Here is a 14,982-nt window from a genome sequence, read left to right as displayed (position 1 = left end):
CCGCGAGCGAGAGGCACCCATGGAGCCGGCCCACGCCAGCCACCAGCAGGACCCCCAGCACGTCCCGAGCAACCTGAACATCGCCAACGCCCTCACGGTCGTGCGCATCCTCGGCGTGCCGCTGTTCGGCTGGCTGCTGCTCACCCAGGACGGCCAGGACGTCTCGACCCGCGTGTGGGCCTGGGTCGCGTTCGCCCTGCTCATGGTCACCGACCGGATCGACGGCGACCTCGCCCGCAAGCACAACCTGGTCACCAACTTCGGCAAGCTGGCCGACCCGATCGCCGACAAGGCGCTCACCGGCATGGCGTTCGTCGGGCTGTCGATCATCGGCGTGCTGTGGTGGTGGGTCACGATCGTGCTGCTCGTGCGCGAGTGGGGCATCACCCTCATGCGCTTCGTCGTGAAGAAGTACGGCGTCATGCCCGCGAGCCAGGGCGGCAAGATCAAGACGACGCTGCAGGCCCTCGCGATCGGCGGCTACGTCCTGCCGTTCGAGCTGTGGGACAACACCACGAGCGACGTGCTGCGTTGGGTCACCCACGTGCTCATGGCCGCGGCCCTCGTCATCACGGTGGTCACGGCCGTCCAGTACGTCCGTGACGCGATCGTCCTGCGACGGGACGCGAAGAGCGCGGCGTGACGCCGCTGCCGGCCGCGGTCGAGGCCGTCCGTCTCCTGCGGGAGCGGGGCGAGACGATCGCGTGCGCGGAGTCCCTCACGGGCGGCCTGCTGTGCGCGGCGCTCGTCGACGTGCCTGGCGCGTCCGACGTCGTCGTGGGCGGCGTCGTGTCGTACGCGACGCGGGTCAAGCACTCGGTGCTCGGCGTCGACGGCGAGCACCTGGCGCAGCGAGGCGCCGTCGACCCCGGCACGGCTGCGCAGATGGCCGACGGCGTGCGACGGCTGCTCGAGGCGGACTGGGGCATCGCGACGACGGGCGTGGCCGGTCCGGGCCCGAACGAGGGCAAGCCGGCCGGCACCGTCTTCCTCGGCCTCGACGGACCCGGCCACCGCCTGCGGTCCGAGCCGCTGCACCTCGACGGCGATCGCGACGCCGTCCGTCGGGGGACGGTCGGTGCTGCGCTGTCGTCCCTGGTCGCTACGCTCTGTGAGTAGGACCTGTCACGGAGCCGGGGAATCACCTCCGGTCGAGCGACGTTGATCCCGACGTGACCCACGCGGAGGAGGTGGACCATGACCGCCATGAGGCAGCTGGTCGGTGAGGTGCTGCGCGCCCGCCGGGTCGCCCAGGGACTCACGCTCCGCGACGTGTCCGCCAAGGCCCGGGTGTCGCTCGGCTACATCTCCGAGGTCGAGCGAGGGCAGAAGGAGCCGAGCTCGGAGCTGCTCGCTGCGCTCGCCGCAGCGCTCGACGTCCCGCTCAGCAAGGTCCTGCTCGACGTCAGCACGCTGCTGGCCATCGAGGAGGCCACCGACCTCGCGAGCGTCTCGACGATCACGCCCGGCGAGGTCTCGGCCTCCGCGGCCTGACCACCCCGCCGGGCCGCGACGTCAGCCCTGCCGGTCGGCGTTGGAGTCCACGACGGCCCGCCACCAGTCGGAGAGACCGGGCGCCAGATCCTCCAGCTGCGCGCGGAAGCGCTCGTCGCCGGTCGTGAAGGCGACCACGCCGCGGTGCAGCGCGTGGTCGGCGTCGTAGAAGCGGTTCAGCTCTGCACGGTGCTCCTCGGCGAGCTCGTCCGCTCGGGGGGACCCGGGTCGGACCCCGTCGGCGAAGGCGTCGGCGAGCCGTGCGTTCAGCGCATCCGTCCTCCGCTTCACCTCCTGCCAGTCCTCCTTCGTCCAGGAGCGCGTGCGCTCGTGGCTCTGCGCCCAGGCCGTGGTGTCGCCCCAGCGCTCGTGCGCCTCCTCCTGGTATGCGGGGTCCCAGGACTCTCCGAAGACCTCCAGCTGCTCCTCGGGTGTCAACCTGATGCCTGACATGTGTGCCTCCAGCTCTCGTTCGATGGCCGCCACGAGTCCCTGCATGCGGGTGAGCTGCTCGCTGAGCAGCCGGTGCTGGTGACGGAGATGGTCGACCGGGTCGGTGTCGCCGTCCAGGAGGGCGGCGACGTCGTCGAGCCCGAACCCGAGGTCGCGGTAGTAGAGGATGCGAGTGAGGCGGTCCACGGCGTCGGCGTCGTACAGGCGGTAGCCCGCCGGACTCCGGTCGCTCGGCTCGAGCAGTCCGATCTCGCCGTAGTGGTGCAGCGTGCGCACCGTCACGCCGGCAAGTTCCGCCAGTCGGCCGACCGTGTACAGGCCGTCCTCCATCGTTTTCCCCCTCGTCGTCGGGATGGGTTCGTCGACCACCTTGCGGCCTCACCTCGCGTGAGGGTCAAGCCTGGCATCCCTCGAACCGAGCACGCCTGCCATGCTGGCGCCAGAAACCACGACGGTCAGGGGGCGCCATGGTGACGGGGACGACAGGTCCGGCGGTGGTGTCGCGGTGAACCCGTCGGACTGGGGTCTGCGCCCACTCGTGCTCGACGACGTCGACGCCGTGCACGTCGTGTACGCCGATCCCGAGACCTGGCGACACTTCCCCGAGGGCGTGTTCGTCGAGCGCGAGCGCAGCGTCGCCTTGGCGGAGCGGGCCGAGCGCGACTGGCGCGAGAGCGGCCTGGGGGAGTGGGCCGTCACCGTGCGTGGCGACGTCGTCGGGACCGGTGGGGTGTCGCCCCGCGGCGGCTGGTGGAACCTGGGCTTCCGGCTCGCGCCCGAGCGTCTGGGGCCACGGCCTCGGCACCTGGGTCGCGAGCGTCGCCGTCGGGGCCGCGCACCGCACGCAGCCCGACTGGCCCGTCGTGGCGCGGTCGATGGAGACGAACCCGGCGTCGGGCCGGGTGAGCGAGCAGGCCGGTCTCGAGCGCGTCCACGTCGAGCCGTGGGCCGACGGCCCCGCCCGGATCATCCACGCCGACCGTCCGCTCGACCGCCCGCTGCTCGTCGAGATCGTCGCACTGGGTTGAGGGGGCTGGGGTTGGCGGGGTCGGGCTGCCGGCCGGCCCGCTGACGCCGGGTGCCGCGTGGCATGCTGGCCGCGATGAGGCACAGCGAGTTCTGGGAGCGGATGACCCTCCACCTCGGCCCGGGGTACGCGCGGGTCTGGGCCGCCACGCAGGTCATGGCCGAGCTCGACGGCCGGACGGCCAGCGAGGCCCTCGAGGCCGGCGTCGACCCCAAGGTCGTGTGGCGCGCCGTCCACGCCAGCCTCGAGCTCCCCGCGCGCGAGCGCTGAGGGGCCGCGCCCTCATGGGCGACGCACAGGAAGGGCACGGCGGGCGCCGAAGCTGCCCGGCCATCGTGGAGGTCGACGGGCCGACCGGTCCGACGAAGGAGCCACGATGAGCACCACGGACACCATCCGCACCCACGACGTCGACGACACCGTCGAGCACCCGACCGCGCCGCAGACGGTCGTGCTCGCGCGGCACGACGACGAGCAGGTCGAGCCGAGGTCCGCGCGTCCGCGCCGGACCGGTGCCGTCGCGGCCGTCGCGGTCGTGCTCGCCGCCGCCCTGTTCGGCGGCGGCTTCGCCACCGGCCATGCCCTCGCCGACCAGGGGGCGACGACCTCGCCAGGCACGACCTCCCAGGGTGGTCCGACGGGACAGGGCGGTCCGGGCGGGGCCGGCGGTCCGACGGGCCAGGACGGCCAGCTCCCCACCCCGCCCGACGGTCAGCTCGCACCTCCGTCGCAGGACGGCACGGGGACCGACGGCCTCGGCCAGGACCCCTCCGGCAGCACGGGCAGCACCACCCAGGACGGAGCGTCCACGTCCGGGTCCTTCGTCTAGGAGGATCCCCTGTCGCGCATCCTCCGCTGCCCGGCACCCGACCTCGGATCTCTGCACCCGCTACGGCCGTCTGCCGGCCCCATCGGTGGATCCGCACCCTCGAGAGCCCTCCTGAGGTTGCGGATCCACCGATAGCGGGCGTCGCAGCGGAGAGACTCTTCGTCCACGCGCGTGAGCCGAGACGATGCTGCGTTCACGACGAGATCCCGTAGCCAACGCAGAATCCTCGGACCCTCAGCGCGCGAACGCAGATTCTTGCGTCCGTCCCAGCACCCGCCCGCGGCCCGAGTCCCCAGACCAGCGCCACGGCCAGCCACCCGGTCGAGGCCCTTTCGGAGACCAGGCACAGCGCCAGCCGAGGCAGCGCAGCAGCACGACGAGGCCCCCTGCGGCAGTGCACGCGCCCGGCAGCGTGGAGACTCCCCGGCGTGTCGCACCCACTCGAACAGGTGTTCGCACTACGGTTGTGCACACGGTTGACGTGAAGGGTGTCGCTGTCCACAGGCGGGGTCGACGAGGCTCCAGATGTCTGAGGCGGCCTCTAGCGTCGTAGACGACCGGCCACCCACCGAGCAGAACGGACCAGCGCATGCCTCCCAAGTCCCCCCTCGCGCCCGTCACCGCCGTGACGAGCGACCAGCGCGAGAAGGCGATCGACAACGCGATCGCCCAGATCGACCGCAACTACGGCAAGGGCGCCGTCATGCGCCTCGGCGAGAAGGGTCGTGTCCCGGTCAGCGTCATCCCGACCGGCGCCACCGCCCTCGACATCGCGCTCGGCATCGGCGGTCTGCCGCGGGGCCGCATCGTCGAGATCTACGGTCCGGAGTCCTCCGGCAAGACGACGGTCGCGCTGCACGCCGTGGCCAACGCCCAGAAGGCCGGCGGCGTCGCGGCCTTCATCGACGCCGAGCACGCGCTCGACCCCGACTACGCCCGCAAGCTGGGCGTCGACACCGACGCGCTGCTGGTCTCCCAGCCCGACTCCGGTGAGCAGGCGCTCGAGATCGCCGACATGCTCATCCGCTCCGGCGCGCTCGACATCATCGTCATCGACTCCGTCGCCGCCCTCGTGCCCCGGGCCGAGATCGACGGCGAGATGGGTGACAGCCACGTCGGTCTGCAGGCCCGTCTCATGAGCCAGGCGCTGCGCAAGATGACCGGTGCCATCAACGGCTCCGGCACCACCGCCATCTTCATCAACCAGCTGCGCGAGAAGATCGGCGTCATGTTCGGCTCGCCGGAGACCACCACGGGCGGCAAGGCGCTCAAGTTCTACGCCTCGGTCCGTCTCGACGTCCGCCGCATCGAGACGCTCAAGGACGGCACCGACATGGTCGGCAACCGCACCCGCGTCAAGGTCGTCAAGAACAAGCTCGCGCCGCCGTTCAAGCAGGCCGAGTTCGACATCATGTACGGCCAGGGCATCAGCCGCGAGGGCAGCCTGATCGACGTCGGCGTCGAGACGGGCATGGTCCGCAAGGCCGGCGCCTGGTACACGTACGAGGGCGACCAGCTCGGCCAGGGCAAGGAGAACGCCCGCCAGTTCCTCAAGGACAACCCCGACCTCGCCGAGGAGCTCGAGAAGCGCGTCAAGGAGCACCTCGGTGTCGGCGCGCAGCTCGACGAGGAGGTCGACGACGTCGACCTGCCGGCCACGGAGTTCTGAGCGTGGCCGGGGGACACGAGCCGCCGGCGCCGACCGACGCGCCACGTGACGTCCAGCAGGACCCGGACGCCGACGTCGAGTCGGTCGCCCGGACCATCCTGCTGAACAAGCTGACCGACTCACCGCGCAGCCGCGCCGAGCTCGCCGAGGCACTGGCCCGCAAGCACGTGCCCGACGACGTCGCCACCCGCCTGCTCGACCGGTTCGAGGAGGTCGGCCTCGTCGACGACGCCGCGTTCGCGCGCGCCTGGGTCGAGTCACGTTCGCGCAGCAAGGGGCTCGCCACCAAGGTGCTCGCCCTCGAGCTGCGGCGCAAGGGCATCGCCGACGACCTCGCCCGCGACGTGCTCGCCGACGTCGACCCCGACGCCGAACGTCAGGCGGCCCACCGGCTGGTGCAGAAGAAGCTGCGCTCCCTGCGCGGCCTCGACGACACCACCCGCATCCGCAGGCTCACCGGCATGCTCGCCCGCAAGGGCTACTCGCCGCAGGTCGCCTTCGACGTCGTCCGCGAGGAGCTCGACGCCGACGACTCCGGCGTCACGTGGGACCCGCTGGTCTCCACCTGAGCGACCCGTCGAGGAGCGCGGATCAGCCGCGCTCCTCGACGTCACGCCGGATCCGCTCGACGATCTCGCGCTCGCTGTCGTAGTACGACAACCCCCACTCGGCGACGCGCGCGGCGTACCGCACCTCCTCGACGTCGCCCAGCAGCTCACGGACGGCCTCGAGCTCACGCCGCCGGTCCGCGAGCCGCACCAGGTAGTCCTCGAGCATCTCCTGCACGTGCTCGGCCGACGTCAGATGGCCCATCAGCAGGCGCAACGCCACCGGGTGCTTGAGCACCGGGAACGGGTCGTCGACGGGCGCTGACAACCAGCGCTCGACCTGGCTGCGACCCTCGTCGCTGATCCGGAACCGGCGGGTCGTGCGGCGGCCCTCCACGTGCTCCACCGCGTGCACGAGGTCACGCTCCAGCAGCTTGTCGAGCTCGGTGTAGATCTGGCTCATCGCCGGCGACGTCCAGTAGAACCTGAGCGTGCGGTCCGCGCGCTGCTTCAGCTCGTAGCCCGTCAGACCCGTCGTCTGCGACATGTCGTCGAACGCGAGCAGACTGAGCAGCGCGTACGACGTCATCGACAGGTTCACGGCCTCACCCTACTGAGCGGTTCGCCACACTCGGCCCGGCGACGCAGACAGCGTCGCTGTCAGCGTCCTAGACTCGCGCGCATGCCCAGCACCCTCGACGTGTACCAGAAGATGTCAGCGCTCCCGCAGGGCAAGCGCCTGTTCTCGATCTTCTACGGACAGAAGGCGCCCTACTTCGCCTCGATCCACCTCCGCGTGGAGGAGATGAAGCCGCACTTCGCGCAGATCACCATCCCCAAGCGGCGCAGCGTGCAGAACCACATCGGCACCGTGCACGCGATCGCGGCCTGCAACGGGCTCGAGGCCGCCATGGGGCTGCTCGCGGAGGCCACCTGCCCGCCGGACTCGCGCTGGCTGCCCAAGGGCATGGACGTGCAGTACCTCGCGAAGTCGGCCGGTGACCTCGTCTGCACCGCCGAGTCCGACCCCGAGGCCTGGGCCGACGGCCCCGACGTCCCGGTCCGCGTCACGGCCGCCCTGAAGGACGGCACGGTCACCGTCTCCGGGACCATCCACCTCTGGGTCACGCCGAAGAAGCGCTGAGACACGTCGGCCGCCGCCGCAGGGGAGCTGCGCACGGCGGCCGACGTCTCAGGACCGCGAGGGTGGGAGACCTACTCGCGGTAGCGCGGCTGGCTCTGCGGGTTGAGCTCCTTGAACCTCACCCGCTCGGCTCCCTTGATGCGACGGTCGTCGACGCGGAACACCTCGAAGCCTCGCTGGATCTCGTTGGAGTAGATGTGGCCGTTGTAGTAGTACGTCGACCACGGACCGCCGACCACGAGACGCTCGGCGTCGTTCGGGCCGCGGTCGTGCCACGCGATCTCCTTCGGGTTGGCCGAGTCGGTGAAGTCGTACATCGACCAGCCACCCTGGTACCAGGCCTGGACCATGATGTCCTTGCCCTTCACCGGGACCAGCGAGCCGTTGTGGGCGACGCAGTTCTCGGTGTTGGCCTGGGTCCGCGGGATCTTGTAGTAGCTCTTGAACTCCAGGTCGCCGGACCGGGTGATGTCGTAGATCCCGTTGGCGCCCTTGGTGTCACCGACCGTCGGGTTGCAGGTGGGCGCGCCACCGCCGCCCAGCTCGTCGGTGAACACGACCTTCGTGCCGTCGTTATTGAACGTCGCCGAGTGCCAGAACGCGAAGTTCTCGGTGTCGCGGACGTTCTCGGTGACCTTCGGCTTCTCCCGGTCCTTGATGTCGAGCAGGATGCCGTCGCCCATGCAGGCGCCCGCCATGATGTCCTTGCTCGGGTACGCCGTGAGGTCGTGGCAGCCGCTCGTCTCCCGTGAGTAGCCGCCGGCCGGGTTGCCGCCGTCGGGGAACAGCACGGGCTGGGAGATCATGCGCGCCGTGGACGGCTTCTTCAGCGGCACCTTGACGATGCTGATGGAGTCCAGCGGCGGCTGGCAGTCCGGGAACGCCGCGTTGGGCGCGTACGAGGACACGTAGACGTACAGGTCGTCGACCTTGCCCTTGCCCTTCGCGCCCTTGCCCTTGCCGGGCGCGAGCGTGTGGGTGTGCGAGCCGCACGGCGTCTCGACCGCGGCCACGTACTCAGGACGGCGCGGGTCGGAGATGTCGAAGACCTTGATGCCCTCCCACGAGTCCTTGATCGTCGCCGACTGCGCGGTGCTCTCGCACGAGGAGTCGCTGCGCGAGGAGTCGGTGCTGAGGATGAGCACGTCGTCGTACACGGAGACGTCGTTCTGGGCCCCGGCGCACACGACCTGCGCGACCGTCTTCGGCTTCGCCGGCTTGGAGATGTCGTACACCGTGAAGCCGTTGTAGTTGCCCGCGAAGGCGTACCTGCCCTGGAACGCGAGGTCGCTGTTCAAGGCGTCCTCCGACGCGAACGCGCCCTGCTTGGCGATGGTGGCGAGGCGGGTGACGTTCGCGCTGCTGGCCTCCTCGCCGGGTGCGAGGTCGACGCCGCTGGCGTTCATCCGTGCCGTGTCGTTGCCGGGCAGGCAGTTGCCGGCGAGGCGGTCGGCCTCCGACAACGTGCGCTCGCCCTTGCACTCCTTCGAGGGGCGGGTCTCGACCCGTTCCTCGGTCCTCTCCTCGGCCACGGCGGCCAAGGGCGAGAGCAGTGCGGTGGTGAGCGCGCCGGTGGCGGCGGCTCCGAGCAGGGCCGTCGTGGCCCGTCTGCGTGCATGACGCATGTGGTGTGTCCTTCCCCCGATGTCCGGCTATCCTCACCCGAAAGCCGTCACGGCGACAAGGGCCCGCGCGGGTCCGTCGATGACGATCTGATGACGGCTCCACTTCGGGGGAAGGGGACTCGGATGCGACGACCTCTGCGAGGCGTCATGGTGGCACTGGCCGCGTCGGCGGTGCTGCTCTCGGGCTGCTCGGGCGACGACCGGTCACGGCAGGTCGACGGTGCCGTGATCCAGCCGGGCAAGCCGGGGGAGAAGGCCGAGGTGCTCGACGAGGCGCCGGAGATCGAGCGGGCGCGGGCGAACGACGCAGACGTCGAGTTCGTGCAGATGATGATCCCGCACCACGCGCAGGCGTTGCAGATGGCGCAGCTCGCCCCCGACGCGCGGGGGAGCAAGGCCGTGCGCACCATGGCCGACCGCATCGACGGGGCCCAGCGCCCCGAGATCGTCTTCATGGCCGGATGGCTCACCGACCAGGGTCTCGACGCGCCCACGAAGGAGCAGATCGAGGGCGGCAACATTCCCATGGGCCGCCACGGAGGCCACGGCTCGCACGGCGGCGACGTCCACGACATGGCCGGCATGGCGAGCGAGGCGCAGCTCGAGGAGCTCGAGTCCTCGCGTGGGAAGGACTTCGACCGGCTGTTCCTGGAGCTGATGATCATGCACCACCAGGGCGCCATCGAGATGGTCGACACCGTGGTGCGCGAGGGTGCGGACCTGCAAGTCAACGAGCTGGCGACCAGCATCGCGGCGGACCAGACGGCCGAGATCGACCGCATGCGTCAGCTGCTCGCCGAGCTCTGAGGTCGGGGTTCGCGTCGCGGTCGGGCCCGACCCGTGTGAGCGTGGAGGCACGTCCCGCCCACCCCAAGGAGCCTTCGTGCCCATCGCCGCCACCGACTTCGCCCACGTGCGCCTCACCGTCCGCGACATCGACGTCTCGCGCCGCTTCTACGACGACGTGTTCGGCTTCGACGTCGCGTTCGAGCTGCCGGAGGACCCGGACGAGCAGACGCGGGAGCAGCTCTCCTTCCTGTTCGGTGGCGTGATCTACCGGTTCCCCGGAGGACTGCTCGGCCTGCGTCCGGTCGCTCCCGGTGACGACTCCTTCGACGAGGACCGGATCGGTCTGGACCACCTCAGCCTCGCCGTCGCCGACCGGGCCGCGCTCGACCACGCGGTCGCGGTGCTGGACGACCTCGGCATCCTGCACGAGGACGTGAAGGACGTCGGCGGGCAGGCGATCCTGGAGTTCCGCGACCCCGACGGCATCGCGCTGGAGATCGCCGCTCCGACGTCCTGACCGGGCCGGGGGCGGTCGTGAAGTTTTCACGATCGTGACCTCCGGATGGTTGCGCCTCGCATCCACCGCGTGTGACGGTGTCCGACGGTCCTCCATCGGGGAGGAACCTCTCACGGTGGAGGATGTCGGATGAAGAAGTGGATGTCCGGTGCGCTCGCGATCGTCTCGGTCGGCGCGCTCACGCTCGCGGTGCCTGCGACGGCGCAGGCAGCACCGCCCAGCGCGGCGGCAAAGGCGCCGACGGTCAGCTGGGGCTCGTGCGCCTCGTTCGGTGACAGCGGCCCGGGCCTCGTGCGCGCCGGTGCCCAGTGCGCCCGCGTCAAGGTGCCGCTCGACTACGCGAAGCCGCGCGGCACGAAGATCACCATCGCGATCTCGCGCGTGAAGCACACGGTGGCCCGCAGCAAGTACCAGGGCGTCGTGCTCGTGAACCCCGGCGGACCGGGCGGCTCCGGCCTCGGCCTGTCGCGCCTGGGCGGCGCGATCCCGAAGAACGCCGGCGCGGCCTACGACTGGATCGGCTTCGACCCGCGAGGCGTCGGCCAGAGCGCTCCGGCGGTCTCGTGCGACCCGAGCTACGGCGGGTACGACCGTCCTCGCTACGAGCCGAGCACGACCGAGATCCGCGACGCGTGGTTCGCGCGCACGAACGCCTACACGACGGCCTGCGCGGAGAAGAACGGACCGATCCTCGACCACCTCACGACCCGTGACGTGGCGAAGGACCTCGACCAGATCCGCATCGCGCTCGGCCAGAAGCGGATCAACTACTACGGCTTCTCCTACGGCACCTACCTCGGCCAGGTGTACTCCTCGCTGTTCCCGTCGCACGTGCGTCGCATGATCTTCGACGGCACCGTCGACCCGCGCGACGTCTGGTACCAGGGCAACCTGAACCAGAACGAGCCGTTCGACAAGAACGTGAACCGCTGGTTCGCGTGGATCGCCAAGTACGACGACGTCTACCACCTCGGCACGACCACCCGGGCCGTCCGCAACCTCTTCTACGACACGCAGGAGAAGCTCTACGACGAGCCGGTCGCGGACGCCGACGGCAACCGCCTGGGTGGCAGCGAGTGGAACGACTCGTTCCTGTACGCCGGCTACTACCAGTCGACCTGGACCGACCTGGCGCAGGTCTTCTCCGACTTCGTCAACCAGGGCGATGTCGCGTCGCTGAACGCCGCCTACCTCGACGCGAGCGGCTACGGCGACGACAACGGGTACGCCGTCTACCTGGGCGTCCAGTGCACCGACGCGGCCTGGCCGACGAGCTGGGACAAGTGGGCACGCGACAACTGGGCGCTCGACGCGATCGCCCCCTTCGAGACGTGGGCGAACGCCTGGTTCAACGAGCCGTGCCGCCACTGGCCGGCCAAGGCGCACAAGCCCGTCCGGGTGAAGGGCGCGAAGTCGACGAGCGTGCTGATGATCAACGAGACGTACGACGCCGCCACGCCGTACGCGGGCAGCATCGAGGTCCGCAAGCGCTACCCCGGGGCGCGTCTGGTGGCGGTCTCCCGCGGCACGACGCACTCGGGCTCGCTGGGCGGCAACGCGTGCACCGACAACCGCATCGCCGACTACCTGCTCACCGGCGCGCTGCCGCGACGCGTCTCGGGCAACCGTGCCGACGTCGTGTGCCAGCCGCTGCCGCAGCCGGTGCCCGAGCAGGCGACCGCCCGCACGCAGAGCGCCACCCCGGCGCCGAGCGAGCTGCGCCAGCAGATGCAGCGGGACGCCATCCGTCCCTGACGCCACGACCGTCGGCGGGCGTCGGCGCGCAGCGACCCCAGGGTCGCCGTGCGTCGGCGTCCGCCGTCGTCGTCCAGGCCGTCCACGGCACGTACGATGGGGCGGTCATGACTGCTGCAACGACGCCGACGGCGAAGACCTACGAGGTGCGCACCTACGGGTGCCAGATGAACGTCCACGACAGCGAGCGGCTGTCGGGGCTCCTGGAGACCGCGGGGTACGCCAAGCACACGTCGGACGCCGACGGCGGCGCCGCGATCCCCGACCTCGTCGTGTTCAACACGTGCGCGGTGCGGGAGAACGCGGACAACAAGCTGTACGGGAACCTCGGGCACGTCGCGAGCCTCAAGGCGAAGCACCCCGGGATGCAGGTGGCCGTCGGAGGCTGCCTCGCGCAGAAGGACCGCGACACCATCACGCAGCGTGCGCCCTGGGTCGACGTCGTGTTCGGCACGCACAACATCGGCTCGCTGCCGGTGCTGCTCGAGCGGGCGCGGGTGCAGGAGGAGTCGCAGGTGGAGATCCTCGAGTCGCTCGAGGTGTTCCCGTCCACCCTGCCCACCAAGCGCGACTCCGTGTTCGCCGCCTGGGTCTCCATCAGCGTCGGCTGCAACAACACGTGCACCTTCTGCATCGTCCCTGCCCTGCGCGGCAAGGAGAAGGACCGCCGACCGGGCGACGTGCTCGCCGAGGTCGAGGCGCTCGTCGCCGACGGCGTCGTCGAGGTGACCCTGCTCGGCCAGAACGTCAACGCCTACGGCGTGGAGCTGGGCGACCGGTTCGCGTTCGGCAAGCTCCTGCGCGCGTGCGGGGAGATCGAGGGCCTGGAGCGGGTGCGCTTCACGAGCCCGCACCCGAAGGACTTCACCGACGACGTCATCGCCGCGATGGCCGAGACGCCCAACGTCATGCCACAGCTGCACATGCCGTTGCAGTCCGGCTCCGACCGCGTCCTGAAGGCGATGCGGCGCTCCTACCGCCAGGAGAAGTACCTCGGCATCCTGGACCGCGTGCGCCAGGCGATGCCCGACGCCGCGATCACCACCGACATCATCGTCGGGTTCCCCGGCGAGACCGAGGAGGACTTCGCCGAGACGCTCGACGTCGTCCGCCAGGCGCGCTTCGCGAGCGCGTTCACCTTCCAGTACTCGCGCCGGCCGGGCACGCCTGCCGCCGACCTGCCCGAGCTGCCCAAGGAGGTCGTGCAGGAGCGCTACATGCGCCTCGCGGCCGTCGTCGAGGAGACCGCCTGGGCCGAGAACCAGCGGCTCGAGGGCCGCACGGTCGAGCTGCTCGTCTCCGACCACAGTGCCGCCGGCGGCCGCAAGGACCACGAGACCCAGCGCCTCACCGGTCGCGCGCGCGACAACCGGCTCGTGCACTTCACGCCCGGTGGGCACGACGTGCGCCCCGGCGACCTCGTCGAGGTCACCGTCACGCACGCCGCACCGCACCACCTCGTCAGCGACGCCGACGTCGTCTCCTACCGCCGCACACGGGCCGGCGACGCGTGGGAGGCGCGGCAGGGTCGTACCGAGGTGCGCCCCGCGGTCTCCCTCGGCATGCCGTCGCTCGGCGTCCCGGCCCCGCTGCCGGTCGTCGACGCCCCCGCCTGCGCCCGCTGAGCCCGGCGGGGCCGCGGGCGGCAGGGCCGGCAGCTCAGAAGGTCGAGTACAGCTCCTCGCCCGCCCGACGCGACGGTGGCGCGGACAGCTGCTCGCCCGGCACCTGCAAGGGGATCCCCGGCGGGTAGGCGATGATGTAGCGCTCGTCGCCGCACGAGCACTCCGGGGCGTCGAGGCAGCACACGCTCTCCAGCGCCTCGAGCAGCAGGTCGACCTGCTCGGGCGTCACGCCGACGTGCATCGTGAACAGCAGCGTCGAGCCGTCCTGCCGCGAGACGAAGATGCCGTACTCGTCGAACAGGGCCGCGCGCACCTCCTGCGCTCGCTCGGGGGTCCCGAGGTCGAGGTGCACCTTCATCGGGTCCGCGAGGTAGGCGCCCGTGGTGGTGACCGGCCGGTGCTCGGCCAGCCAGGGGACCCGGCGGGCGACCTCCCGGAGCCGGTCGGCCTGCGCGAGCGCCCGCTCGACGAGGGCGGTCCCCTCGGCCACGGCGTGGGCGCGCGCGATGTCGAGGCTCGCGAGCACCGGCAGCGACGGGCTCGTGGTGTGGACGCGGTACAGCGCCGCGCGCACGGTGGCCTTGAGCGTGTCCGGCCCGATGACGTGCAGGTACGACCCCTGCCTCAGCGCCAGCATCGACTTGTGGGTCGAGTGCGTGACGAGGAACGACGCCGGCCAGTCGGGGTGCTCCGCGAGCGTCTCGCGGATCGCGTGGATGGCGGTGAGCCGCCGCAACCACGGGTGGAAGGCATGGATCGCCGTCCAGGCCTCGTCGACGAGCACCCGGCAGCCCGACTCGGCGGTCAGCTCCTGCAGCGCGCCCAGGAAGCGACGCATCTGCACCAGGGACCCGTCGTAGGCGGACACCCCGACGACCACGACGTCGACCTCCACACCGGCGGCCTTCGCCTCGCGCAGCGCGGTGATGACGCCGTGCTCGGTGTCCGTCGGCGACGTCGGCGCGTACAGGACGTCGGCGCCGAGACGGTCCAGGGCGAAGTGGATGGACTGGTGCACCGAGCGGTCGACGAGCACCCGGCCGCCGGCCACACGCAGCGCCTCCAGCGCCACCTGGTTGGCGCCCGTCGTGCCCGTGGTGACGTACTGGGTGTCGTCGGCGTCGAAGGCCTCGGCGGTCAGGCGTCGCGACCGTGCCAGCTGACGGTGCGCGCGGAAGAAGGAGTCGAGCTCGGGTGAGCCGAGGGTCAGCTCGGTCGCCAGGTAGCTGCCGAAGAGCCGGCGCGTACGTTCGGCGAGCGGGGAGTCGTCGCCGTCAGGCGCATGGGCGAGCGAGCCGATCGGCAGCGCGTGGAACGAGGCGATGCCGGCCCCGGCATGTCGGTCGAGGGCGTCCGCATACGGGGTCTCGGTCAGGCGACGGCGCTGCGCAGTGGTCCACATGGCATTCCTCCACGGTCATGGCCCCCCGATGGGGCTGCTCCTCCAGGGTGCGCTCGCACCGAGGTGAACGCTGTTCAGTACGCCACAGGAGAGCATCAATATTTC

At 70.9% G+C, this 14,982-nt stretch carries 17 protein-coding genes and 1 pseudogene; 14 read left to right on the top strand and 4 right to left on the bottom strand.

Going from position 1 to position 14,982, the window contains the following annotated elements; translation table 11 throughout:
• Positions 1-19: 19 nt before the first annotated feature.
• The 3 genes from pgsA (at position 20) to QE370_RS14880 (ending at position 1,494) form a co-directional block, all read left to right on the top strand.
• Positions 20-643: a CDP-diacylglycerol--glycerol-3-phosphate 3-phosphatidyltransferase gene (pgsA, locus tag QE370_RS14890; protein WP_309634831.1), complete on the top strand. Its 624-nt coding sequence runs from the start codon at positions 20-22 to the stop codon at positions 641-643.
• Positions 640-1,119, top strand: coding sequence for a nicotinamide-nucleotide amidohydrolase family protein (locus QE370_RS14885; protein ID WP_309634830.1), 480 nt, complete (start codon positions 640-642; stop codon positions 1,117-1,119). The genes pgsA and QE370_RS14885 overlap by 4 nt, the downstream gene beginning before the upstream one ends.
• 78 nt (positions 1,120-1,197) lie before the next feature.
• Positions 1,198-1,494: a helix-turn-helix domain-containing protein gene (locus QE370_RS14880; protein WP_067856833.1), complete on the top strand. Its 297-nt coding sequence runs from the start codon at positions 1,198-1,200 to the stop codon at positions 1,492-1,494.
• 21 nt (positions 1,495-1,515) lie between these two features.
• On the opposite strand, the gene QE370_RS14875 is transcribed toward QE370_RS14880, so the two are convergent.
• Positions 1,516-2,277 carry a MerR family transcriptional regulator gene (locus tag QE370_RS14875; RefSeq protein WP_309634829.1) on the bottom strand — a complete coding sequence of 254 codons (762 nt, stop codon included), beginning with the start codon at positions 2,275-2,277 and terminating at the stop codon, positions 1,516-1,518.
• A 100-nt stretch (positions 2,278-2,377) separates the two neighbouring features.
• Between QE370_RS14875 and QE370_RS18230 the strand changes: the two are divergent.
• The 6 genes and pseudogenes from QE370_RS18230 to QE370_RS14850 form a co-directional block, all read left to right on the top strand.
• Positions 2,378-2,719, top strand: a pseudogene (locus QE370_RS18230) (GNAT family N-acetyltransferase); the annotation flags it as partial.
• Positions 2,720-2,822: 103 nt separating this feature from the next.
• Positions 2,823-2,975: a hypothetical protein gene (locus QE370_RS14870; RefSeq protein WP_309634828.1), complete on the top strand. Its 153-nt coding sequence runs from the start codon at positions 2,823-2,825 to the stop codon at positions 2,973-2,975.
• Between the two features lie 74 nt (positions 2,976-3,049).
• Positions 3,050-3,244 (top strand): DUF3046 domain-containing protein, encoded by a 195-nt coding sequence (locus QE370_RS14865; protein WP_067861477.1) that lies wholly within the window; start codon positions 3,050-3,052, stop codon positions 3,242-3,244.
• Between the two features lie 106 nt (positions 3,245-3,350).
• A complete protein-coding gene (locus QE370_RS14860) occupies positions 3,351-3,803 on the top strand; it encodes a hypothetical protein (protein ID WP_309634827.1) in 453 nt (150 codons plus the stop codon).
• A gap of 589 nt (positions 3,804-4,392) precedes the next feature.
• Complete coding sequence (gene recA, locus QE370_RS14855; protein WP_067856842.1) at positions 4,393-5,472, top strand: recombinase RecA; 1,080 nt, start codon at positions 4,393-4,395, stop codon at positions 5,470-5,472.
• Positions 5,473-5,474: 2 nt separating this feature from the next.
• Entirely contained in the window at positions 5,475-6,041 is a 567-nt protein-coding gene (locus QE370_RS14850; RefSeq protein WP_253024766.1) for a regulatory protein RecX, read from the top strand.
• Between the two features lie 22 nt (positions 6,042-6,063).
• On the opposite strand, the gene QE370_RS14845 is transcribed toward QE370_RS14850, so the two are convergent.
• On the bottom strand, positions 6,064-6,621 hold the full coding sequence (locus tag QE370_RS14845) for a PadR family transcriptional regulator (RefSeq protein WP_309634826.1): 558 nt from the start codon (positions 6,619-6,621) through the stop codon (positions 6,064-6,066).
• Positions 6,622-6,702: 81 nt separating this feature from the next.
• Between QE370_RS14845 and QE370_RS14840 the strand changes: the two genes are divergently transcribed.
• Positions 6,703-7,164 (top strand): hotdog fold domain-containing protein, encoded by a 462-nt coding sequence (locus tag QE370_RS14840; protein ID WP_253024770.1) that lies wholly within the window; start codon positions 6,703-6,705, stop codon positions 7,162-7,164.
• Positions 7,165-7,235: 71 nt separating this feature from the next.
• Here the strand turns inward: QE370_RS14840 and QE370_RS14835 are convergent, their stop codons facing one another.
• A complete protein-coding gene (locus QE370_RS14835) occupies positions 7,236-8,789 on the bottom strand; it encodes a hypothetical protein (protein ID WP_309634825.1) in 1,554 nt (517 codons plus the stop codon).
• A gap of 123 nt (positions 8,790-8,912) precedes the next feature.
• Here QE370_RS14835 and QE370_RS14830 point away from each other — a divergent pair, with 123 nt between their 5' ends.
• The 4 genes from QE370_RS14830 (at position 8,913) to miaB (ending at position 13,475) form a co-directional block, all read left to right on the top strand.
• Positions 8,913-9,596: a DUF305 domain-containing protein gene (locus QE370_RS14830; RefSeq protein WP_309634824.1), complete on the top strand. Its 684-nt coding sequence runs from the start codon at positions 8,913-8,915 to the stop codon at positions 9,594-9,596.
• Between the two features lie 76 nt (positions 9,597-9,672).
• Positions 9,673-10,095: a VOC family protein gene (locus QE370_RS14825; RefSeq protein ID WP_067856871.1), complete on the top strand. Its 423-nt coding sequence runs from the start codon at positions 9,673-9,675 to the stop codon at positions 10,093-10,095.
• A gap of 129 nt (positions 10,096-10,224) precedes the next feature.
• Positions 10,225-11,850 (top strand): alpha/beta hydrolase, encoded by a 1,626-nt coding sequence (locus QE370_RS14820; protein WP_309634823.1) that lies wholly within the window; start codon positions 10,225-10,227, stop codon positions 11,848-11,850.
• Between the two features lie 107 nt (positions 11,851-11,957).
• Positions 11,958-13,475 carry a tRNA (N6-isopentenyl adenosine(37)-C2)-methylthiotransferase MiaB gene (gene miaB, locus QE370_RS14815; RefSeq protein ID WP_309634822.1) on the top strand — a complete coding sequence of 506 codons (1,518 nt, stop codon included), beginning with the start codon at positions 11,958-11,960 and terminating at the stop codon, positions 13,473-13,475.
• A 34-nt stretch (positions 13,476-13,509) separates the two neighbouring features.
• Here the strand turns inward: miaB and QE370_RS14810 are convergent, their stop codons facing one another.
• Positions 13,510-14,877 carry an aminotransferase class I/II-fold pyridoxal phosphate-dependent enzyme gene (locus tag QE370_RS14810; RefSeq protein WP_309634821.1) on the bottom strand — a complete coding sequence of 456 codons (1,368 nt, stop codon included), beginning with the start codon at positions 14,875-14,877 and terminating at the stop codon, positions 13,510-13,512.
• Positions 14,878-14,982: the final 105 nt, after the last annotated feature.

The organism is Aeromicrobium sp. SORGH_AS_0981 (assembly GCF_031453195.1).
In the GTDB taxonomy this organism is placed as follows: domain Bacteria; phylum Actinomycetota; class Actinomycetes; order Propionibacteriales; family Nocardioidaceae; genus Aeromicrobium.
This window is presented reverse-complemented; position numbering and strand designations above follow the sequence as displayed.